Genomic DNA, 17,801 nt, shown 5'->3' on the forward strand with positions numbered 1-17,801 from the left:
CCTCACCCGGACCGCCCGGTACGCAGGTCGGCCTTCGCCCGGTGTCCTGACCGTAGGCCGGTCAGATTCGCGGCGGCCGCGCCTCGTACGGCGTGGAAAGGACCACGGTCGTGCGCGTCGAGACGCCCGCCAGCGTGCGCAGGCGCGCCAGCAGCTCCTCCAGCTCGTGCGGCGTGGCCACCCGTACCTTGAGGATGTAGTTCTCGTCGCCCGCGACGCTGTGGCAGGCCTCGATCTCGGGGACCCCGGCCAGGCGGTCCGAGATGTCGTCGGGGGCACTGGGGTCGAAGGGTTTGACCGAGATGAACGCGGTCATGGGCAGCCCGACGGCCTCGGGGTCGACCACCGCGGCATAGCCGCGGATGACGCCACGCTGTTCCAGCCGGCGCACCCGCTGGTGCACGGCCGACGTTGACAGGCCCGTGGCCTTGCCCAGGTCTGTGTAGCTCATCCGCCCGTCCTTGACGAGCAGCTGCACGATCTGACGGTCCAGCTCCTCCATGACGCAAGAACCTACAGTGCGCTTGATCTCCTCGGATACCTGAGCAGTCCAGGTCATACCCGCTTTGTGATGTGCCCGAGAGCTGTCCGTGAGCCGTCCGAGGGACAAAACGTCCGCCCCGGGCACCTGCGGGCGGCATGTGACGAAGGACACAGCCGTCGAGACGTCTCCGTGATGCTCTCGTGATTACCGCCGAGACGGGGCGGGAAGTGCTTGCTGTGGTCGAGGCCGCAGTGCCCGAACGGCCCACCCGAGGGGGAGAACCTATGCAGAGTCTTAAGCGCCCTGGTCGTACCGCACCCAAGCGGCTCCAGGCCGTCGTCGAGCCCGAGCCGGAGGGCGTCGAACCCGACGCCTTCGAGGACGAACTCGACGCGTACGACACCTTCGAGATGTACCGGGTGATCTGCCCGGACTGCGCGCAGCCCATCGCCCTGCTGGCGGACGAGCAGGTCCTGCCGGAGCATGCACTGTGCGCCTCGCCGTGGAACCCGTTCGGCCTCACGGTCTGCGCCGGCACCGGCCGCCGGGCGGCCGAGGCCCGCTCCGCGGACGAGTCGGCCGAGCCCCAGGAGCAGGGCACGGCCCTCCTGTTGACGCTCCCTCAGGGGCTCGACTGGCGGACGCAGCCGTTCTCGCACGTCGGCGGCCCGGGCTCGCGCCCGATGCGCGTGCCTGCGATGCGTCGTCAGGCCGCCTGAACCGCCTCGCTCAATTCCAGTAGCTGCCCTGCACCATGGCCCGCAGGCTGCCGTGGTGCAGGATCAGTGTGTCCGGGTCCGCCGGAACGGCCGCCTCCCCGAAGTGCACCTGCCGGTAGGCGACACGCAGCATGACGATCGCGTGCCGCAGGGCGGCGTACAGGGTGTGGAAGTCCATGTCGCGCGGTGTGTGGCCGGTGAGTTCGGCGTAGCGGGCCTCCACCCGGTCGCGGCGCAGGAAGTCCGGCATGCCTCGCTGGCCGAAGGCGACCGTGAGGTCCTGGAAGAAGCGGTGCAGATAGACCGTCCAGCCGAGGTCGACCTCGCGCGGGGCGAAGGCAGCCATCTCCCAGTCGAGGACGGCGGCGGGCTCGAAGCCGTCGTAGACGACGTTCCCGATGCGCGCGTCGCCCCAGTTGAGCACCGGCGTGCCCGGATCGCTGGGCCAGAGCTCCTCCAGCCGGTCGAACGCGGTCTCGATGAGCGGTGATCGGGCTCGCCCGTCGACGACCCAGTCGTAGTACGCACGTTGGGCTGTGACATGGCGGCGCAGGGCGTCGCCCTCGCCGGGGAGGGCGAGGAACTCGGCGGCCTTCCGCGGCACTTGGTCGTGCAGTCGGGCCAGCAGCCCGATCGAGGCCGTCTCCAGGTGTTCGCGCTCGGCGTCGGTCGCCGCGTGCAGCCAGTTGCCCTCGTATGTGTAGGGCATGACGTCGGGCGGCACGCGTCCCTCGACGCGCTCCATCACGAAGAACGGCGCCCCGAGCGGGCCGGGATCCTCCTCCAGCCACAGCACCTTCGGCACGGGCAGGTCCGAGTGCTCCGCCACGACGCGCATCGTGCGGTACTGGCGCGCCATGTCGTACACCGGGAAGACGGTGTACGCCGCAGGGTCCGCCGCGAGCCTCAACGCGCAGCGGCGCACGGGTGGTTCGGGGTGCTCGATGTCGAAGAGCAGGGTCTCGCTGGACATGCCGTTGGACTCGGGGACGGTAACGCCGACCGCCTTGGCACCGGGCAGGCGGGTGGAGAGCCAGGCGGTGAGGCGGCGGGCGAGCTCCTCCGGGTCGCGGGTGGCGGTGCGGGGGCGGGGTGCAGTGGGTGCCATGTCACATACCACCTACGGTGCGACCGAAGTGAAGTCCGTGAACCCGCTCGGATCGTGCCGCCCGAACGAGCCGTGCTCGAAGATGCCGTGGCCCGTCCGGCCGTCCAGCCGGAAGCGGGCGGCATGATCGGTGACCCCGTAGGCGGCCAGGGCGTGCGGCTGCGTCAGGTCCTACGTACGGCGGTCCGTCCAGCCGCGGCCGCGCCAGGTGCCGTGCTGCCAGTCGTCGGCGGGCGGGTAGCCGGCCCCGATCGCGAGCGGCGAGGAGGTGAGGATCTCGACCTCAAGCTCCTGCGGTTTGCGCGGGTCGCCGAGATGGATGAGGGCGCGTTCGGGGTGACGGGTGCCGGGGCGGTAGGTGATTTCGGGGACGGGCCAGCCGAGTTGGCGGTCACGGCGGCTCCCACTGATGTGTGACATACCACTGGAATGGACCAGGGTGGCGTCGTTCAGAGTGCGGTACCCGTCCGCATCCTCCTGGACGATCACCATCAGAAACCGGTCCCCGAAGCGCACCGGGCACCAGAGCCAGTGGAAGCCCTCGGTCGGGTGCTCCTCCGCCAGGCGCCCGCCCTCCTCCCCCGGTATGGGCCGCACTCCCCAACTGCGGTCGCGGGTGCCGGTCCACCCGCCGGCGGTGACCCGGAACTCCTCGCCCGCGGCACGGATCACGCCCTCCACGCCGCCCGCCTGGACGAAGCGGCGCCCTTCGAGGGTGAGGCGGTCCCCGCGGCGCTGGAGGTGGTGGGGTTCCCACAGGGCGGGGAAGCCGGCGGTCCAGGTGAGGTCGTACGACAACAGGTCGTCGTCACCCACCAGCCGCAGTCGCCGCAGTGGCTCCTCGACCTCGATCCTGAGCGGGCCGACGGCGAGCCGCATACGGTCCTCACCGAGGGCGTCCGAGGCGCGCACCGCGTGCAGCGAGTCCCCGGTCCGCAGGGTCGCGTACGCGTCGATCACGCCGAGGTTGGGGTAGACCCCGAGGCCCACGATGAGCAGGGCGCGCCCCTCGTGGTCGAGGACGTGGAAGATACAGCGGTCGTAGGCGTTCCGGTCCCCGGTCGCCACGTGCTTCATGGACAGCGGGACCTGGTGCACGGGGTACTCGTCGAGTGGTACGGGGCGGTCGTCGGCCACGCCAAACCTCCCTGGAGACGGCTGGGCTGACGGTACGTCAGACAGCTGGCGGAGGCCAGAGGGGGAGCCGGACGTCCGGGAACTCACGCTCGATTCCACGGATGGGTGACCTGTCCGCCTACCTCCGCGTTGCCCAGGTATGACCCCCACCTATTCCGTGATCGGGCGTCAGCGCCGCGTGTTCGTTCCACCGCCCGAAGGAACGGTTGTGCCGGTGCCGCCGCACCTGCAGGATCCGCCGATCTACCGCGATCTGATGCGCGCCTGGGCCGACCGGGGCCGCACCCTGCCGGGCCGCCACGACCCGGAGTGGATCAGGCTGGCGGCCCCGCAGGTCACCAGAGGCCAGTTCAGCGCGTTTCAGGACCCGCAAGGTGACGGGCGATGACCATCCGCTGGATCTGGTTGGTGCCCTCGACGATCTGCAGCACCTTGGCCTCGCGCATATAGCGCTCGACCGGGAAGTCCGCGGTGTAGCCGTATCCGCCGAGGACCTGGACGGCGTCCGTGGTCACCTTCATCGCGGTGTCCGTGCAGTGCAGCTTGGCCATGGCCGCCTGCTTGGCGAACGGCCGCCCCGCGTCGCGCAGCCGCGCAGCCGCCAGATAGAGGGCCCGGCCCGCCTCGATCTGGGTGGCCATGTCGGCGAGCATGAAGCGCAGCCCCTGGAAGTCGGCGATGGGCCGCCCGAACTGCAGCCTCCCGGTGGCGTACGCGACCGCCTCGTCCAGCGCCGCCTGGGCGAGGCCGATCGCACAGGCGGCGATGCCGAGCCGGCCGGAGTCGAGCGCGGCCAGGGCGATCGCGAAGCCCTGGCCCTCCTCGCCGATGCGCCGCTCGTCCGCCACCCGCACGCCGTCGAGGTGGACCTGCGCCGTGGGCGAGCCCTTCATCCCCATCTTCTTCTCGGGCACCGCACCGCTCAGACCCTCGGCATCGCCCGGGACCAGGAAGGCGGTGATGCCGCGAGGTCCCTCCTCCCCCGTACGGGCCATGACCGTGTAGAAGTCGGCGATCCCGCCGTGCGTGATCCAGGCCTTGGTCCCGGTGATCACCCAGTCTCCCCCACTCTCGGCTTCGCTCGAGCGGGAGGGGCCCCCATCGTCGCGCACCGCCTTCGTGCGAAGAGAGGCGGCATCGGAGCCTGACGACGGCTCGGACAGGCAGTAGGCGCCCAGCAGGCCGCCGCCCAGCATCGTGGGCAGGTGCTCGACCTGCTGTTCCTTGGTGCCGTACGCGGCGAGCGCGTAGGAGGCGAGCGTGTGCACGCTGACGCCGAGGCCGACGGTGAGGCGCGCCGCGGCGAGCTCTTCGAGGACCTGGAGGTAGACCTCGTAGGGCTGGTCGCCGCCGCCGTACTCGGAGTCGTACGGCAGACCGAGCAGTCCCGACTCCGACAGCAACGTGAAGACCTCGCGCGGGAAGCGTCCGGCGTCCTCCTCCTCGGCCGCCTTCGGAGCGATCTCGCGCTGGGCGATGTCGCGGACGAGCGAGATCAGATCCCGGGCCTCGTCCGTGGGCAGTTGACGGTCCACCGGCTGCGGGGCGCGGTCGGGCATGGCGACGCTCTCCTCCCTGTTCGGGCACATCGGCCGACGCGCGCCTTGGGTGGGGGCGGCTCCGCCGGGTCTTCCTGGGGCCGGCCGATGCTCGCCCTCCCGGGTCTCGGAAGCTGCTGACCAGCGGCTGCGCTGTGAGTATGCCCGATTGGAGGCATCCCGTCACCAGTTAACGACCGCTTACTTCAAGAATATCCCGGCCACTCGCTGCACGCGATGTTCAGCGGAATGTGACGCACGGCTGGGACTTGCGCGAGCGGCGGCCTCGGCGACGAGCGCCGAGCTCAAGGACCTCGGCGCGACGAAGATGACGTACAAGAGCCGGCAGGGTCCGGGCGGTACGTACTTCTGGGAGGGCAGCGGTGGCACCGCGGCCGGTGAGCCGATCACGGCGGTCGACTGGCCGCAGGAGTACGGTGGTTGAGGCGGGGACGCGGGAGCCTTCGCCCCTCGCTCAGGTGTCGCGGCGGGCCGGGGCCGGAGTGGGGTAGGCCGGGTCCAGTTCCTCGATGGCACGCATGGCGCCGCCGAGCTGCTTGACCAGGAGTTCGCGCATCTGTTCACGGGACAGCTGAGGGCGGTCGATCCAGTCGAGAGTGGCGCCCTCCACACCGCACACCCAGGCGAACAGGCCCATGCGGGCGAGCGGGGCGATGTCCGTGCGGCCGTACGCCCCTTCGGCGACCGTCGCCACGATCGCCTCACGCACGCCGTCCCGGATGGCGTGCACCTCGGCATCGAAGCCGACGCCGCCGCTGACGACCGCACGGAAGGCGGCCTGGTTGTGCTCGGCGTAGCGCAGATAGCCCTCCATGGTGCGATGGACCCGGTCCAGCTGCTCCAGTTCGATCTCGCTCGCCGCGAACGTGACCAGATCGGCGACCGAATCGTTGATGATCGCCAGGTAGTAGCCGCGCTTGGACTGGAAGTAGTAGTAGATCAGCCCCTTGGCGACATGCGCCTGCCGTGCGATGTCGTCCATCGAGAGCGCGTCGTACGACCTGTCGGCGAACAACTTCCGCCCGATGGCGATGAGTTCGGCTCGGCGCGCCAGCGAGCGCTCGGTGCCGCGCGCCCGGGGACGGGTGGCGTCGCTCTGTTCGCTGATCTTCAATTTCGACCCTGGTCTCGGGCAGGCTGTTCGGGACATCCGCAGTATGTCAGAACAACCACGTCCACTCGTTCGAGTCGGGTCGACGAGTGGCCGCAGGGAGGGCGGGGTCCCGCCTGCGTCAGATCACAGCAGGCCGAGCTGGGTGACAAGCATCGCGAGGACAATGACGAGGGTCCAGCCCATGACGTGCTCGAGGATCTTCGGGCCGTCGTTCCCGGGGCCGCCGGTGCGGCTGCGGGCGGCGGCAGAGTGTGCGGTCATGGCGTCTCGCTGAGGTCGGGCGTGCGGTGGACTCCCCCCTGGGTTCTGTCCACCTTGCCAGCCGAAGCGGCTTTTGCGGCGGAGACGTTGGTCACAGGCGAAAGACCCCGGTTTCCCGCGGCCTTTCGCCTGTCGTTCAGCGCACGCCGACCACCGCGAGCGCCTTGCGCTGGCGGGGTGTGGGCCGGGCCGGGAAGTACAGGTAGCAGACGCCGCCGGTGCCGGAGACGACCTTGCCGGAGGCGTTGTACCGCTTGGTCCTGAGCCAGATGTTCTCCCACTCGCGCCGCTTGTAGACACGGCGCACCGCGTCGTCGCTCGGCGAGAACGGGTCATTGGCGATCACGTCGCCGTCGGCGGTGAAGCCGATGACGGTCATCAGGTGCCCCGCGGTGCCGTAACCCGCCCCCGTCAGCTCCCCCTTGAGGAACGACTGGGACGTTATGGCCGGGATGCCGGCCGCGATCAGTGTCTCCAGGTCGGTGAGCGAGCCGAGCCGCGTGACCACGCCCTGCAGGTCCTTGTACGTGGCTGCGTAGGCGGCGTTGAACGGCCAGTTGCCGCAGCCCTCGTACTGGTAGTCGTAGGTGAAGCGGGCCGCGTGGTCGACCTGCGGGTCGGCGTAGCTCGGGTCCACCCAGGCCAGTTGCTCCGGGGTGAGCCGGCCGCCCCAGTACTCGATGATCATCTGTGAGGAGGTGGGGCTGCACCAGGCCTCGCCGCCGTTGTCGTACTCGGGATACTGGCCCTTGTGGATCTCCTGCGAGTAGCGCGGGACGATCAGTTCCTTGGCGAGGCCGGGCGTGGAGGCCGGGACGGTGAAGCGGTCGGGGATGTCCGAGCCCATCGCGCCGAGCCGCCACACGGTGGGGCTGAGCTTGGTGCCGGGCTTGCGGTAGAGGGTGAGGCGGAGACGGTACGAGACCAGGCGCAGGCCGGTCGTCGCGTCGTCGATGGCGAACGTGTCCGTCCAGATGGCGCTCTTGCCGTCCTTCTGGTCGTCCACCGAGGTCCGCTTGATGTCCTGGTCGCCCGCCGCCCAGCGGCCCATCACGTACCAGGGGGTCTCGGTGCCGTCGGAGTACGTGCCGTGCAGTTCGACCTGGAGCCAGGTGCCGGCCGGGGTGTGTGCGTTCCAGGAGGCGATCACCTCGGTGGCGGGGACGCGGAGCCGGTGGACGGGGGACGTCCAGGTCGCGTACTCCCAGGCGGCGGTCGTGCCGGTGTGCGGGTCGGTGTAGTCGGTGGTGCCGGCGGGGGTGGCGATCACCACGCCGGGGCGGGCGCCCGCGACGGCACGGGTGCCGTGCGCGGCGCCGGCGCGCCAGTCCTGGTACGAGGTCCAGGAGCGGTGGTCGACGGTGGGAGTTCCCCCGCTCGGGCGAAGCCCGGGCTGGGCGAGGGGCGGAGCCACGGCGGCCTCCTCGGCGTCGGCCACGTCGGCGGTGAGGGCGGAGCCCGCCACAGCGGCGGCCACCGCGGCGGCGAGGACGGTTCTGCGGGACGGCTGTTCGGCTCTGCTCATGGGCGGAACGACCCCCAGGTGTCCGAGTCGGGCAGGTCCAAATGCACAGTTGCGCTGCATTGTTGTGCGCCAACTATGGCCGCGGACAGAACCTCCTGCCAGCACTTCGGCCCATGCCACGCCCACGAATATTGGTCTGAACCACTGACGTGACCTGCTGGGCAGCCGGGCCCGGCGCACGCGGACGCGCGCCGGGCCCGGGGCTCAGATCAGGTCCATCGCCGCGACCTCGTCGGGGCGGCCGTAGCTGACCGGCCCCTGGAAGCGGCGGCGGGCGGTGGCGAACCACCAGACGGTGGCGACGACCAGGACGACCACGAGGGCGATCGGCGCGTAGTTGAAGGAGTCGACGGTGATCGGCGAGGCCTGCGGGAGCATGAACAGCACGCTGCTGAGCAGGATCCAGGCCACGGCGATCACACCGACGGGTTTGCTCCAGCGGCCCAGGTGCCAGGGCCCCGGCTGGAACTCGTCGCCCAGGCTCAGCCGGAGCAGGATCGGCACGGCGTAGGCGAGGAAGAGGCCGACGACGTTGACGCTGACGATGGCGGTGAACGCCGTGTGCGACCACCAGCCGGGCAGGACGAGTGCCAGCGAGCAGGCGACCGCGAGCCAGACGGCCTTGACGGGGGTGCGGGTGCGCGGCGAGACGGAGTGCCACAGGCGGGAACCGGGCATGGCGCCGTCGCGGGAGAAGGCGAAGATCTGCCGGGTGTTGCTGGTGAGATTGGCAAGACCGCAGAAGAGCATCGCACCGATCACGATCAGCAGCAGCACCTTGGCGGTGGTCAGGCCCAGACCGTCGATGAGAATCTGGACGGGCGGAGCGGACGCGCTCGCCACATGGTCGTAGTCGTGAATGCTGTAGACCAGTGCAAGCATCAGGATCAGACCGGTGATCGCCGAGTAGCCGATCGCACGTGTGATCCCCTTCGGCGCGTTGACCGTGGCCCGCACCGTTTCCTCGGACATGTGGAAGCTGCCGTCGAAGCCGGTGAAGGTCCAGCTGGTGACGAGCAGGCCGAGCATCCCGCCGTAAAGCCCGTTCGTGAAACCGGTGTTGTTCGCGAAATGCGTGACGAACGAGGCCGACTGGTGCTGGTCGGGTCCGACGATCAGGGCGCCCACGATCACCACGAGACCGATCAGCAGCCACCACACGGAGATCCGGTTGAGCAGCGCGACCAACTGGACGGTGTAGGTGTTGGCCAGCCCCTGCAGCACGATGAGCAGGGCCGTGATCAGCACCGTCTGGTGGGCGGTCGGCAGGTAGGAGTCCCACTGCATGGCGATGAAGGCCTGGATGAAGGTGGCGGCGGCGTAGCCGGTGGCGGCCGTGCCGCCGATCTGGCCCACGAAGTTCAGCCAGCCGGTGTACCAGGACCAGGCTCCCTTGTGCCGTCTGGCGAGTTTCCCGGCGGAGAAATACAGGGCGCCGCTGGTGGGATAGGCGGAGGCGACTTCCGCCATGGCGAGACCGACGAAGAGAACCATGACGGAGACGCCGATCCAGCCGAAGACGAGGATACGGGGGCCTCCGGCATTCAGCCCGAATCCGAAGCTGGAGAAGATTCCCGAAATGATGTTGATGATGGTGAATGAGATGGCGAAATTGTCGAACGCCTGGAAGCGACGGGTGAGTTTTCTCGGATAACCCATCTCATGAAGTACGGCGTCGTCGTCCGATATCCGTTCCGGCACAGGTCGGCCTTTCTCTCTGCGGGGGGGGGCTACGGGGGGACGGGGAGGCCGCAGGCGCGGCGGGCCCGGGACAGCTGGTCGGCGGGCTCTCCGAAGGCGGACCAGGGCATACGGGAGGCGTACGGTCCCATGGCCGCGAAGACCGCGCGGGCCTCGAACTCGCGCTTGCCCATGACCAGCGCATGCGCCAGGTAGGCCAGGTCGAGCACCGGGGTGAAGCGGTAACCCGGCATCGTGGGCAGCCAGTTCTGGTAGATCGCGAGGGCGGTGGAGCGCCACTGCGGCTGCTCCCAGACCCGGTCGGCGAGCAGCTGGGTCGGGTTGTAGCTCTCGACGAGGGCGACGAGGGGCAGCAGGCGCAGCGGGGAGTCGGCGGGGGCACGCTGGCCGAGGAAGGCGGCGACGTCCCAGGCGGCGTTCACGGAGCCGCCGTGGCGAGTGAAGAAGCAGGCCAGGAAGCGGTGGTGGGCCTCGCGGTGCCAGGGGTCGAGGGACAGGACGTGCGCGAACAGCCGCCACGGTCCGGGCGGCGCGGTGAGCAGCCCGCGCGGGGCGGGGTCGGTCAGCCGGTGCAGCCGGGCCATGGCCAGCCGGGCCGCCCAGGGCGTGGGGTCGGCCGGGCTCGCCGCCGCCGCCCGGTCGCAGGCGGTCAGCGCGATCCGCTCCAGGGCGCCGGCCCGCTCGTCGTGCGCGTCGGCCGCGCGCAGCGCCCGTAGCACCGCCACCCGCGCCCACAGCAGCGCCGCCTCGGGGGTCGGCTCCTCGGCCAGCCACCGCTCGGCGAGGTCGGAGTCGGCGGCCTCGGAGGCGAGGACCAGGGAGCGGTGGGCACGCAGACCGAAGTCGCCGCGTGTTTCGGCGAGGGCCTCATGGGTGCTCCGGTATCGGCCGGCGCGTACGTCGACGCATACGCTCGCGAGCAAGCGGTCGTCGGCCGCCGGATGCCACACATACTGCCCCTCGAATAACCCAGCGACCATCTGCTCCTGTCTCCCCGTACGACGCCTCGCAGTTGTGCACCCAGCACCTTACTCAGCGCCGAGCGCAACCGGAACGCGATTTTCGAGATGGGCGTCCGATGTTTCGGGGAGGGATTAACACTGGCTCGCAGCCAGCCAACGACTGGTTCAATACGGCACTATTTTCCGGCCCACCCATTCGCCCCGATTTCACCCACCACTAGAATGTTCCCGTCGAATATGCCCAACTCTCCGGCCAGACAGGGAACAGCCATTCACGACCTCGCCTCCCGGCTCCGCCGTCTGCCCCCGTCCTGCGGCCCGGTCCGCCTGATCGGCGTCGACGGACATGCCGGCTCCGGAAAGTCCACGTTCGCCGGGCGGTTGGCCCGGGCCCTGGACGGGGCGTCCGTGCTGCACCTCGACGACATCGCCAGCCACGACGAGCTGTTCGAGTGGACCGGACGGCTGCTGACCCAGGTGATCGAACCGTTCAGCCGCGGCGAGAGCGCCCACTACGCCCCCTACGACTGGCACACCCGCCGCTTCGGACCGCTCCGCACACTGCCGCCCGCCCCAGTGGTCCTCGTCGAGGGCGTCGGAGCAGGCCGCCGCACACTGCGCCCGCACCTCGCGGCACTGCTGTGGATGGAGTTGCCGCACGAGGAGTCCTGGACGCGGGGACGGCAGCGGGACGGGGAGGAGCAGCGGGAGTTCTGGGCCGGTTGGGTCAGGGCGGAGCGACGGCACTTCGCCGAGGATCCCTCGCGGCCGTTCGCCGACCTTCTGATACGGCAGTCGGAGAAGGGGTACGAGATGCTCCCGGGACCCATGAAGACTGTTGGACCGGACCAGCTGCTCACGCACGGTGACGGACCATCGGCAATGTGCTGAACTTGTGAAGACGCCCGCCGGGAGAAGTTCCCGGAGTGCCTCAACTCCGCTTGACCGGGGGCCCGTACAGGACTTACGTTCTCAATGTGTGGCCATTCGAAGCCGCCCACAGTCGCGAAGCCCCCGGTTGTTCCCCCGTGATCGGGGGCTTCGTTCTGCCCACACCCCGTTTTCCGGACGCTCCGCGGCACGTTTCGCTCACACACCGTCACCGTCCGAAGTGCGCCCCATCTGCTCCCACCTCGCCAAACGGCCCGTGCGGCACCCTTCGGCGGGCGACACCCTCGCAGGTACGATGCCCTCGGTGCGACCTGATGGACGGCTGCGCGCACCGCAACTCCGCTCCGCGGTACGGCGGTTCGATCAAGGCGGCCGGCGGACAGCGGTCCGGCGGTCAACCGACAGGGGCACGGTTTGTGGGGGACGTGATGGATTTCGGCACGCAGGGCCCCGAGGCCCCGGCCGACCTCGCCTGGCTGCGAGGTGTGGACGCCTACACGATGGGCGCCTATCCGCAGGCCGAGGAGGAGTTCCGGGCCGCGGTCCGGATGGATCCCGGGATGGCCGACGGCTGGCTCGGACTGCATGCGCTGCGCGTCGACACGACGACCGCGCTGTTACGGATGTTCCGGCACCGGGACCGCTTCGGTGAACAGCGCGCCCGGCACCGCCGCTCCCTCAACTCCTGGTACTGGCTCGGCTGGTGGGTGCAGCCCGTGCTGGAGAGCCCGCGCGACCTGCTGCTCGCGCACGCCTCGCACTGGCTGGACGGCCGACATGTCCCCGAGCTGGACCGGGCCCTCGCCGGACTCCCACCCGTGGACACAGACCCGCAGGTCCGCTTTCTGCACGCCTGCCGCGCCTACCTCGTCAAGGACTGGGACCAACTCGTCCGCCACACCGACCCGCTGATCGACGACGCCCTGCTCGGCATCGAGGCGGGCCTGTTCGGCGGCATGGCGCGGGTGCGCCTGGAGATGTACGGGCAGGCCGAACCGCTCCTGTCGTCCGCCCTGATGCGCTGCCGCAGCGAGCAGCCGCAGCGCAAGGAACTGCGCTACTGGCTGGCGCGCGCCCATGAGGGCACGGGCCGCTCGGCCGCCGCCCTTCCCCTGTACCGGGCCGTGCACCGCGTCGACCCCGCCTTCATGGACACCTCGGCCCGGCTCGCGGCGATCGCCGAGGGCGACGGGTACGACGAGGCCACCGACCTCGCGGCGATCACCCTCTCCGGCGGCCAGGACGCCCTGGAGGGCCCCGACACCCTGGACCCGCTCTTCGGCACCGAGGGCCGGGACCTGAGGCTCTCCGAGTCCGACCTCCCGCCCGTCGGCCCGCTGCCGTCCTCGATCGACCCGACGGTGCGCGAGAAGACCGTCGGCCCGCCCGGATCCCCGCTGCCGGCCGGACCCACCGACCCCGCACTGCTAGAGGAGGCGCTCGCCGAACTGGAGCGCATGGTGGGCCTGGAGCCGGTGAAGCGACAGGTCAAGGCGCTGTCCGCCCAGTTGAACATGGCGCGGCTGCGCGCCGGTCAGGGCCTGCCGGTCCAGCCGCCGAAGCGGCACTTCGTCTTTTCCGGCCCCTCCGGCACCGGCAAGACCACGGTCGCCCGCATCCTCGGCCGCGTCTTCTACGCCCTCGGGCTGCTCGGCGGCGACCACCTCGTGGAGGCACAGCGGGCCGACCTGGTCGGCGAGTACCTGGGCCAGACGGCCGTGAAGGCCAACGAACTGATCGACTCCGCGATCGGCGGCGTGCTGTTCGTCGACGAGGCCTACTCGCTCTCCAACTCCGGGTACGGCAAGGGCGACGCGTACGGCGACGAGGCGCTGCAGGTGCTGCTGAAGCGGGCCGAGGACAACCGCGACCACCTGGTGGTCATCCTGGCCGGCTACCCGGAGGGCATGGACCGCCTGCTGGCCGCCAACCCCGGCCTGTCGTCCCGCTTCACCACCCGCGTCGACTTCCCCTCGTACCGGCCGCTCGAACTCACCTCGATCGGTGAGGTACTGGCTGCCGAGAACGGCGACGTGTGGGACGAGGAGGCGTTGGACGAGCTGCGGTCGATCGCCGGGCATGTGGTGGATCAGGGATGGATCGACGAGCTCGGGAACGGACGGTTTCTGCGGACGCTGTACGAGAAGAGCTGTGCGTATCGGGATCTGCGGCTGTCCACGTATCCCGGGGCTCTGTCCCGGGACGACTTGTCGACATTGCGGCTGCCCGATCTGATGCAGGCGTATGGGGAAGTGTTGTCCGGGCGGGGGCCGCAGGATCCGTCAGGGTTGTGATCTGCGCCCACGAGCCCGGTGATTCCGGTCTCTCGCGACTGCGGGTGTGTCGTGGCTTTTCGGCCCGCGCGGCGGAGCCGCACATTGGTACAGCCCCGCGCCCCTTTCGGGGCGCGGGGAGGCCCTGCGTCAGCCTGCCAGGGCCTGTTCCGGCTCCCCGCTCCCCCGCGGCTCCGTGACCCGTACCTCCGGGACCTCCCGGTGGGCCGGGTCCGTGACCTCGCCGACCAGTAGTTCCAGTACGTCCTCCAGGGCCACCAGGCCCAGTACCTTGCCGGAGGCGTCGGCCACCTGGGCCAGGTGGGTGGCGGCGCGGCGCATCACCGTCAGCGCGTCGTCCAGGGGGAGTTCGGAGCGCAGCGTCGTCATCGGCCGCCACAGCTGCTGCGGCACCGCCCGCTCCGAGTCCTCCAGGTCCAGTACGTCCTTCACGTGCAGGTAGCCCATGAAGGCGCCGTTCTCCGAGGCTATGGGGAAGCGGGAGTATCCGGTGCGGGCGGTGAGTTCGACGATGCGGCCCGGGGTGACCGACGGGGGAACCGTCACCAGGGACTCGCGTCCCAGGAGCACGTCCGTCACCGGGCGGGAGCCCAGTTCCAGGGCGTCCTCGAGGCGTTCCTGCTCCTCGGGGTCGAGCAGGCCTGCCTGGCCGGAGTCCTCCACCAGGCGGTTGAGCTGCTCGCTGGTGAAGACGGCCTCGACCTCGTCCTTCGGCTCGACCCGGAAGAGCCGCAGGATCGCCTGGGCGACGGCACCGAGGGCGACGGTGATCGGCTTGCAGACCCGGGCGAAGGCGACCAGGCCCGGGGCGAGCCAGATCGCGGCCTTCTCCGGGGCTGCCATCGCGAGGTTCTTCGGGACCATCTCGCCGATGACGAGGTGGAAGAAGACCACGGCGGCGAGTGCGATGACGTAGCCGAGCGGGTGGATCACCCCGTCGGGCAGGTGGATCCACTCGAAGACCGGCTCCAGCAGATGCGCGACGGTCGGTTCGGCGACCGCGCCCAGGGTCAGCGAGCAGACGGTGATCCCGAACTGGGCCGCGGCCATCATCTGCGGCAGCCGCTCCAGGCCGTAGAGGACCTGGCGGGCGCGGGCCGTGCCGAGCGGTTCGATCTGGCTTCGGCGTACGGACACGAGTGCGAACTCGGCGCCGACGAAGAAGCCGTTGGCGAGCACGAGCAGGCCGGCGAACAGGAGTTGGAGCACGCTCATCGGGCGACCTCCACGACCAGGCCGGTCCGCACCAGCCGGACCCGCTCGGCGCGGTAGTGGCCGACCCGGCGCACGGTCAGCCGCCAGCCCGGCAGTTCCGCCTTGTCGCCGACGGCCGGGATACGGCCGAGCCGGTCGGCGACCAGTCCGGCGACGGTCTCGTACGGCCCCTCGGGCACGTCGAGTCCTATGCGCTGCAGGATGTCGACGCGGCAGCTGCCGTCGGCGTCCCAGGCGGGCCTGCCGTCCTCCGGCGGGGCCGCGGCGAGTTCGGGCACGTCCTGCCCGTCGTGCTCGTCGCGGACCTCGCCGACGATCTCCTCGACGATGTCCTCCAGCGTCACGACGCCCGCCGTGCCGCCGTATTCGTCGACGACGACCGCGATGGGCTGCTCGCTGCGCAGCTGGGCGAGGAGCGGCTGCACGGGCAGGGTCTCGGGGACGAGCAGCGCGGGACGGGCGATGCGGCCGACGGGGGTGCGCAGGCGCTCGTGGGCCGGGACCGCCAGGGCGTCCTTCAGATGGACCATGCCGACGATTTCGTCGATCCGCTCCTTGTAGACGGGGAAGCGGGACAGGCCGGTGGCGCGGGTCAGGTTCACCACGTCCTCGGCGGTCGCCGTCGACTGCAGTGCGCTCACCTTCACCCGCGGGGTCATGACATGCTGCGCGGTCAGCTCGGCGAGCGACAGCGTCCGTACGAAGAGGTCGGCCGTGTCCTGTTCCAGGGCACCGGCCTGGGCAGAATGTCGGGCCAGGGACACCAGTTCGCCGGGGGTTCGGGCGGAGGCCAGCTCCGCGGTGGGCTCGACGCCCAGGGCGCGGACCAGGCGGTTGGCCACCGCGTTCAACGCGGCGATGACCGGGCGGAACAGCCGGGCGAAGGTGTGCTGCGGGCCCGCCACGAAGCGCGCGACCTGCATCGGCTTGGACACCGCCCAGTTCTTGGGCACCAGTTCCCCGATCACCATCTGCACGGCGGAGGCCAGCAGCATGCCGACGACCACCGCGACACCGGAGACGGCGCCTTCGGGGATGCCGATCGCGGTGAACGGGCCGTGCAGCAGCTCCGCTAGCGCGGGCTCGGCGAGCATGCCGACGACGAGGGAGGTGATGGTGATGCCGAGCTGGGTGCCGGAGAGCTGGAAGGACAGCTCCCTGAGCGACTCGGCGACCCGTCGGGCCCGTTTGTCGCCTTCGGCGGCGGCCTTCTCGGCGTCCGTCGACTCGACCGTGACCAGGCCGAACTCGGCGGCCACGAAGAAGCCGTTGGCCAGAATCAGCAGGAGAGCGGCTCCGAGGAGCAGCAGGGGGGTGGTCATGATGCCGCCGCCTCGTTACGTCGTGAGGGGGCGGCGCAGGTACTACAGGACGATCCGTCCATCGCTGGAGGGAGTCACTCCTCGGGTAGCAGGGGGCCTCTGAAGCCCGGCGGGAACTTCAGCGGCGGAGGCGCAACGAAAACGCCTCCGCCAACAGATTAATCAAGACATGGGCCGTTACGGCAGATCCCTTGTCGAGCGGGCCTCGGCGAGTGCTCGCAGAGTGCGCGCGTCGGCGATGGCGCGCTCCTTGGCGATGCCCGGCTGGATGCCGAGCGCGGGCAGACTGGTGCCGTCGCTGAGGTTGAGAAAGACCCAGGGGTCGCCGGGGCGCAGGTTCACATGGAGGATCTCGGCCCACTCCAGGTGCCGCCTGCTGGCGATGTTGACGACCGTGACGCCTGTCTCTTCGGCGACGACCTTCACCCGGGCGAGCAGCGCCAGCACACCGAAGAGGATCGCTCCGGTGAAGACGAAGCTGAGCTTCTCGCCGGGGCTGAGCTGCTCCAGGAGCAGCGCGACGGTCGTGATCACCACGAAGATCACCGCACCGGAGGTGAGCAGGACGGCCCGGGTGCGGCCAGGCCGGAAGGTGACGGGGAGAGCGGGCAGATCGGACATCTCTCGTGCGCCCCTCAGAGACGGCAGGCGTGGATGGCCGTGGTCAGGATGGCCCGCGCACCGATCGCGTAGAGGTCGTCCATGATCCGCTGGGCGTCCTTGGCGGGCACCATGGCGCGGACGGCGACCCAGCCCTCGTTGTGCAGCGGCGAGACGGTCGGACCCTCCAGGCCGGGGGTGATGGCGACCGCCTCCTCCAGGTGCTCGGCGCGGCAGTCGTAGTCCATCATCACGTACGTCCGGGCCACCAGGACGCCCTGCAGACGGCGCAGGAACTGCTGGACCTTGGGCTCCTCGCCGTTCTCGCCGGTGCGGCGGATGACGACGGCCTCGGACTTCATGATCGGCTCGCCGATGACCTCCAGACCCGCGTTGCGCAGGCTGGTGCCGGTCTCGACGACGTCCGCGATGACCTCGGCGACGCCGAGCTCGATGGCGGTCTCGACGGCGCCGTCGAGGTGGACGACGGAGGCGTCGACGCCGTTGTCGGCGAGGTGCTTGGCGACGATGCCCTCGTAGGAGGTGGCGACCGTCATGCCGTTCAGGTCCTCGACGCCGTTCGCCGTGCCCGGCTTGGTGGCGTAGCGGAAGGTGGAGCGGGCGAAGCCGAGCGGGAGGATCTCCTCGGCGTTGGCACCGGAGTCGATCAGCAGGTCGCGGCCGGTGATGCCGATGTCGAGGCGGCCCGAGGAGACGTAGATCGCGATGTCGCGCGGGCGGAGGTAGAAGAACTCGACCTCGTTGGACGGGTCGACGATCCGCAGCTCCTTGGACTCCCGGCGCTGCTGGTAGCCGGCCTCATGCAGCATCTCCGCCGCAGGGCCTGACAGGGAACCCTTGTTGGGGACGGCGATGCGCAGCATGAGGTCGGCTTCCTTTGTTCGTGCG

At 70.2% G+C, this 17,801-nt stretch carries 16 protein-coding genes and 1 pseudogene; 4 read left to right on the top strand and 13 right to left on the bottom strand.

Annotated features, from left to right (window positions below):
- Positions 1–61: 61 nt before the first annotated feature.
- On the bottom strand, positions 62–502 hold the full coding sequence (locus tag IH68_RS0141475; RefSeq protein WP_030946711.1) for an Lrp/AsnC family transcriptional regulator: 441 nt from the start codon (positions 500–502) through the stop codon (positions 62–64).
- Between the two features lie 266 nt (positions 503–768).
- Here IH68_RS0141475 and IH68_RS0141480 point away from each other — a divergent pair, with 266 nt between their 5' ends.
- Positions 769–1,203, top strand: coding sequence for a hypothetical protein (locus IH68_RS0141480; protein WP_030946714.1), 435 nt, complete (start codon positions 769–771; stop codon positions 1,201–1,203).
- 10 nt (positions 1,204–1,213) lie between these two features.
- Here IH68_RS0141480 and IH68_RS0141485 read toward each other — a convergent pair whose 3' ends face one another.
- Complete coding sequence (locus IH68_RS0141485; protein WP_030946717.1) at positions 1,214–2,311, bottom strand: phosphotransferase family protein; 1,098 nt, start codon at positions 2,309–2,311, stop codon at positions 1,214–1,216.
- A 12-nt stretch (positions 2,312–2,323) separates the two neighbouring features.
- Positions 2,324–3,448 (bottom strand): annotated as a pseudogene (locus IH68_RS50725) (hypothetical protein).
- A gap of 139 nt (positions 3,449–3,587) precedes the next feature.
- Here IH68_RS50725 and IH68_RS59980 point away from each other — a divergent pair.
- Positions 3,588–3,836 carry a hypothetical protein gene (locus IH68_RS59980; RefSeq protein ID WP_078912850.1) on the top strand — a complete coding sequence of 83 codons (249 nt, stop codon included), beginning with the start codon at positions 3,588–3,590 and terminating at the stop codon, positions 3,834–3,836.
- On the opposite strand, the gene IH68_RS0141500 is transcribed toward IH68_RS59980, so the two are convergent.
- The 6 genes from IH68_RS0141500 to IH68_RS0141530 form a co-directional block, all read right to left on the bottom strand.
- Positions 3,799–5,007 carry an acyl-CoA dehydrogenase family protein gene (locus tag IH68_RS0141500; RefSeq protein ID WP_030946723.1) on the bottom strand — a complete coding sequence of 403 codons (1,209 nt, stop codon included), beginning with the start codon at positions 5,005–5,007 and terminating at the stop codon, positions 3,799–3,801. The two genes, IH68_RS59980 and IH68_RS0141500, sit on opposite strands and share 38 nt — an antisense overlap.
- A 454-nt stretch (positions 5,008–5,461) precedes the next feature.
- Positions 5,462–6,121 carry a TetR/AcrR family transcriptional regulator gene (locus tag IH68_RS0141510; RefSeq protein ID WP_030946726.1) on the bottom strand — a complete coding sequence of 220 codons (660 nt, stop codon included), beginning with the start codon at positions 6,119–6,121 and terminating at the stop codon, positions 5,462–5,464.
- A gap of 123 nt (positions 6,122–6,244) precedes the next feature.
- Complete coding sequence (locus tag IH68_RS55800) at positions 6,245–6,382, bottom strand: SCO1431 family membrane protein (RefSeq protein WP_107057617.1); 138 nt, start codon at positions 6,380–6,382, stop codon at positions 6,245–6,247.
- A gap of 136 nt (positions 6,383–6,518) precedes the next feature.
- Positions 6,519–7,907: a peptidase C39 family protein gene (locus IH68_RS0141520; RefSeq protein ID WP_030946729.1), complete on the bottom strand. Its 1,389-nt coding sequence runs from the start codon at positions 7,905–7,907 to the stop codon at positions 6,519–6,521.
- Positions 7,908–8,111: 204 nt separating this feature from the next.
- Positions 8,112–9,566: an amino acid permease gene (locus tag IH68_RS0141525; RefSeq protein WP_030946731.1), complete on the bottom strand. Its 1,455-nt coding sequence runs from the start codon at positions 9,564–9,566 to the stop codon at positions 8,112–8,114.
- Positions 9,567–9,637: 71 nt separating this feature from the next.
- Positions 9,638–10,588, bottom strand: a complete 951-nt coding sequence (locus IH68_RS0141530; RefSeq protein ID WP_030946733.1) for a hypothetical protein — start codon at positions 10,586–10,588, stop codon at positions 9,638–9,640.
- Between the two features lie 219 nt (positions 10,589–10,807).
- Between IH68_RS0141530 and IH68_RS0141535 the strand changes: the two genes are divergently transcribed.
- Entirely contained in the window at positions 10,808–11,461 is a 654-nt protein-coding gene (locus IH68_RS0141535; protein WP_030946737.1) for a uridine kinase family protein, read from the top strand.
- A gap of 428 nt (positions 11,462–11,889) precedes the next feature.
- Positions 11,890–13,755 carry an AAA family ATPase gene (locus IH68_RS0141540; RefSeq protein ID WP_030946739.1) on the top strand — a complete coding sequence of 622 codons (1,866 nt, stop codon included), beginning with the start codon at positions 11,890–11,892 and terminating at the stop codon, positions 13,753–13,755.
- Between the two features lie 129 nt (positions 13,756–13,884).
- On the opposite strand, the gene IH68_RS0141545 is transcribed toward IH68_RS0141540, so the two are convergent.
- The 4 genes from IH68_RS0141545 to hisG form a co-directional block, all read right to left on the bottom strand.
- Positions 13,885–14,970: a hemolysin family protein gene (locus IH68_RS0141545; RefSeq protein WP_030946741.1), complete on the bottom strand. Its 1,086-nt coding sequence runs from the start codon at positions 14,968–14,970 to the stop codon at positions 13,885–13,887.
- Positions 14,967–16,292: a hemolysin family protein gene (locus IH68_RS0141550; protein WP_030946743.1), complete on the bottom strand. Its 1,326-nt coding sequence runs from the start codon at positions 16,290–16,292 to the stop codon at positions 14,967–14,969. Before IH68_RS0141550 ends, IH68_RS0141545 begins: the two co-directional genes overlap by 4 nt.
- Before the next feature lie 177 nt (positions 16,293–16,469).
- On the bottom strand, positions 16,470–16,913 hold the full coding sequence (locus IH68_RS0141555) for a PH domain-containing protein (RefSeq protein ID WP_030946745.1): 444 nt from the start codon (positions 16,911–16,913) through the stop codon (positions 16,470–16,472).
- 14 nt (positions 16,914–16,927) lie between these two features.
- Positions 16,928–17,776, bottom strand: a complete 849-nt coding sequence (gene hisG, locus IH68_RS0141560; RefSeq protein ID WP_030946748.1) for an ATP phosphoribosyltransferase — start codon at positions 17,774–17,776, stop codon at positions 16,928–16,930.
- Between the last annotated feature and the right edge of the window lie 25 nt (positions 17,777–17,801).

Origin of the sequence: Streptomyces sp. NRRL S-646, assembly GCF_000720765.1 — a bacterium.
GTDB lineage: Bacteria > Actinomycetota > Actinomycetes > Streptomycetales > Streptomycetaceae > Streptomyces.

Coding starts and splice junctions, on each gene's coding strand:
- hisG (WP_030946748.1), bottom strand. CDS start 17,776: ATGCTGCGCATCGCCGTCCCCAACAAGGGTTCCCTGTCAGGCCCTGCG.
- IH68_RS0141550 (WP_030946743.1), bottom strand. CDS start 16,292: ATGACCACCCCCCTGCTGCTCCTCGGAGCCGCTCTCCTGCTGATTCTG.
- IH68_RS0141480 (WP_030946714.1), top strand. CDS start 769: ATGCAGAGTCTTAAGCGCCCTGGTCGTACCGCACCCAAGCGGCTCCAG.
- IH68_RS0141475 (WP_030946711.1), bottom strand. CDS start 502: ATGGAGGAGCTGGACCGTCAGATCGTGCAGCTGCTCGTCAAGGACGGG.
- IH68_RS0141485 (WP_030946717.1), bottom strand. CDS start 2,311: ATGGCACCCACTGCACCCCGCCCCCGCACCGCCACCCGCGACCCGGAG.
- IH68_RS0141520 (WP_030946729.1), bottom strand. CDS start 7,907: ATGAGCAGAGCCGAACAGCCGTCCCGCAGAACCGTCCTCGCCGCCGCG.
- IH68_RS55800 (WP_107057617.1), bottom strand. CDS start 6,382: ATGACCGCACACTCTGCCGCCGCCCGCAGCCGCACCGGCGGCCCCGGG.
- IH68_RS0141500 (WP_030946723.1), bottom strand. CDS start 5,007: ATGCCCGACCGCGCCCCGCAGCCGGTGGACCGTCAACTGCCCACGGAC.
- IH68_RS0141530 (WP_030946733.1), bottom strand. CDS start 10,588: ATGGTCGCTGGGTTATTCGAGGGGCAGTATGTGTGGCATCCGGCGGCC.
- IH68_RS0141555 (WP_030946745.1), bottom strand. CDS start 16,913: ATGTCCGATCTGCCCGCTCTCCCCGTCACCTTCCGGCCTGGCCGCACC.
- IH68_RS0141540 (WP_030946739.1), top strand. CDS start 11,890: ATGGATTTCGGCACGCAGGGCCCCGAGGCCCCGGCCGACCTCGCCTGG.
- IH68_RS0141545 (WP_030946741.1), bottom strand. CDS start 14,970: ATGAGCGTGCTCCAACTCCTGTTCGCCGGCCTGCTCGTGCTCGCCAAC.
- IH68_RS0141535 (WP_030946737.1), top strand. CDS start 10,808: ATGCCCAACTCTCCGGCCAGACAGGGAACAGCCATTCACGACCTCGCC.
- IH68_RS0141525 (WP_030946731.1), bottom strand. CDS start 9,566: ATGGGTTATCCGAGAAAACTCACCCGTCGCTTCCAGGCGTTCGACAAT.
- IH68_RS59980 (WP_078912850.1), top strand. CDS start 3,588: ATGACCCCCACCTATTCCGTGATCGGGCGTCAGCGCCGCGTGTTCGTT.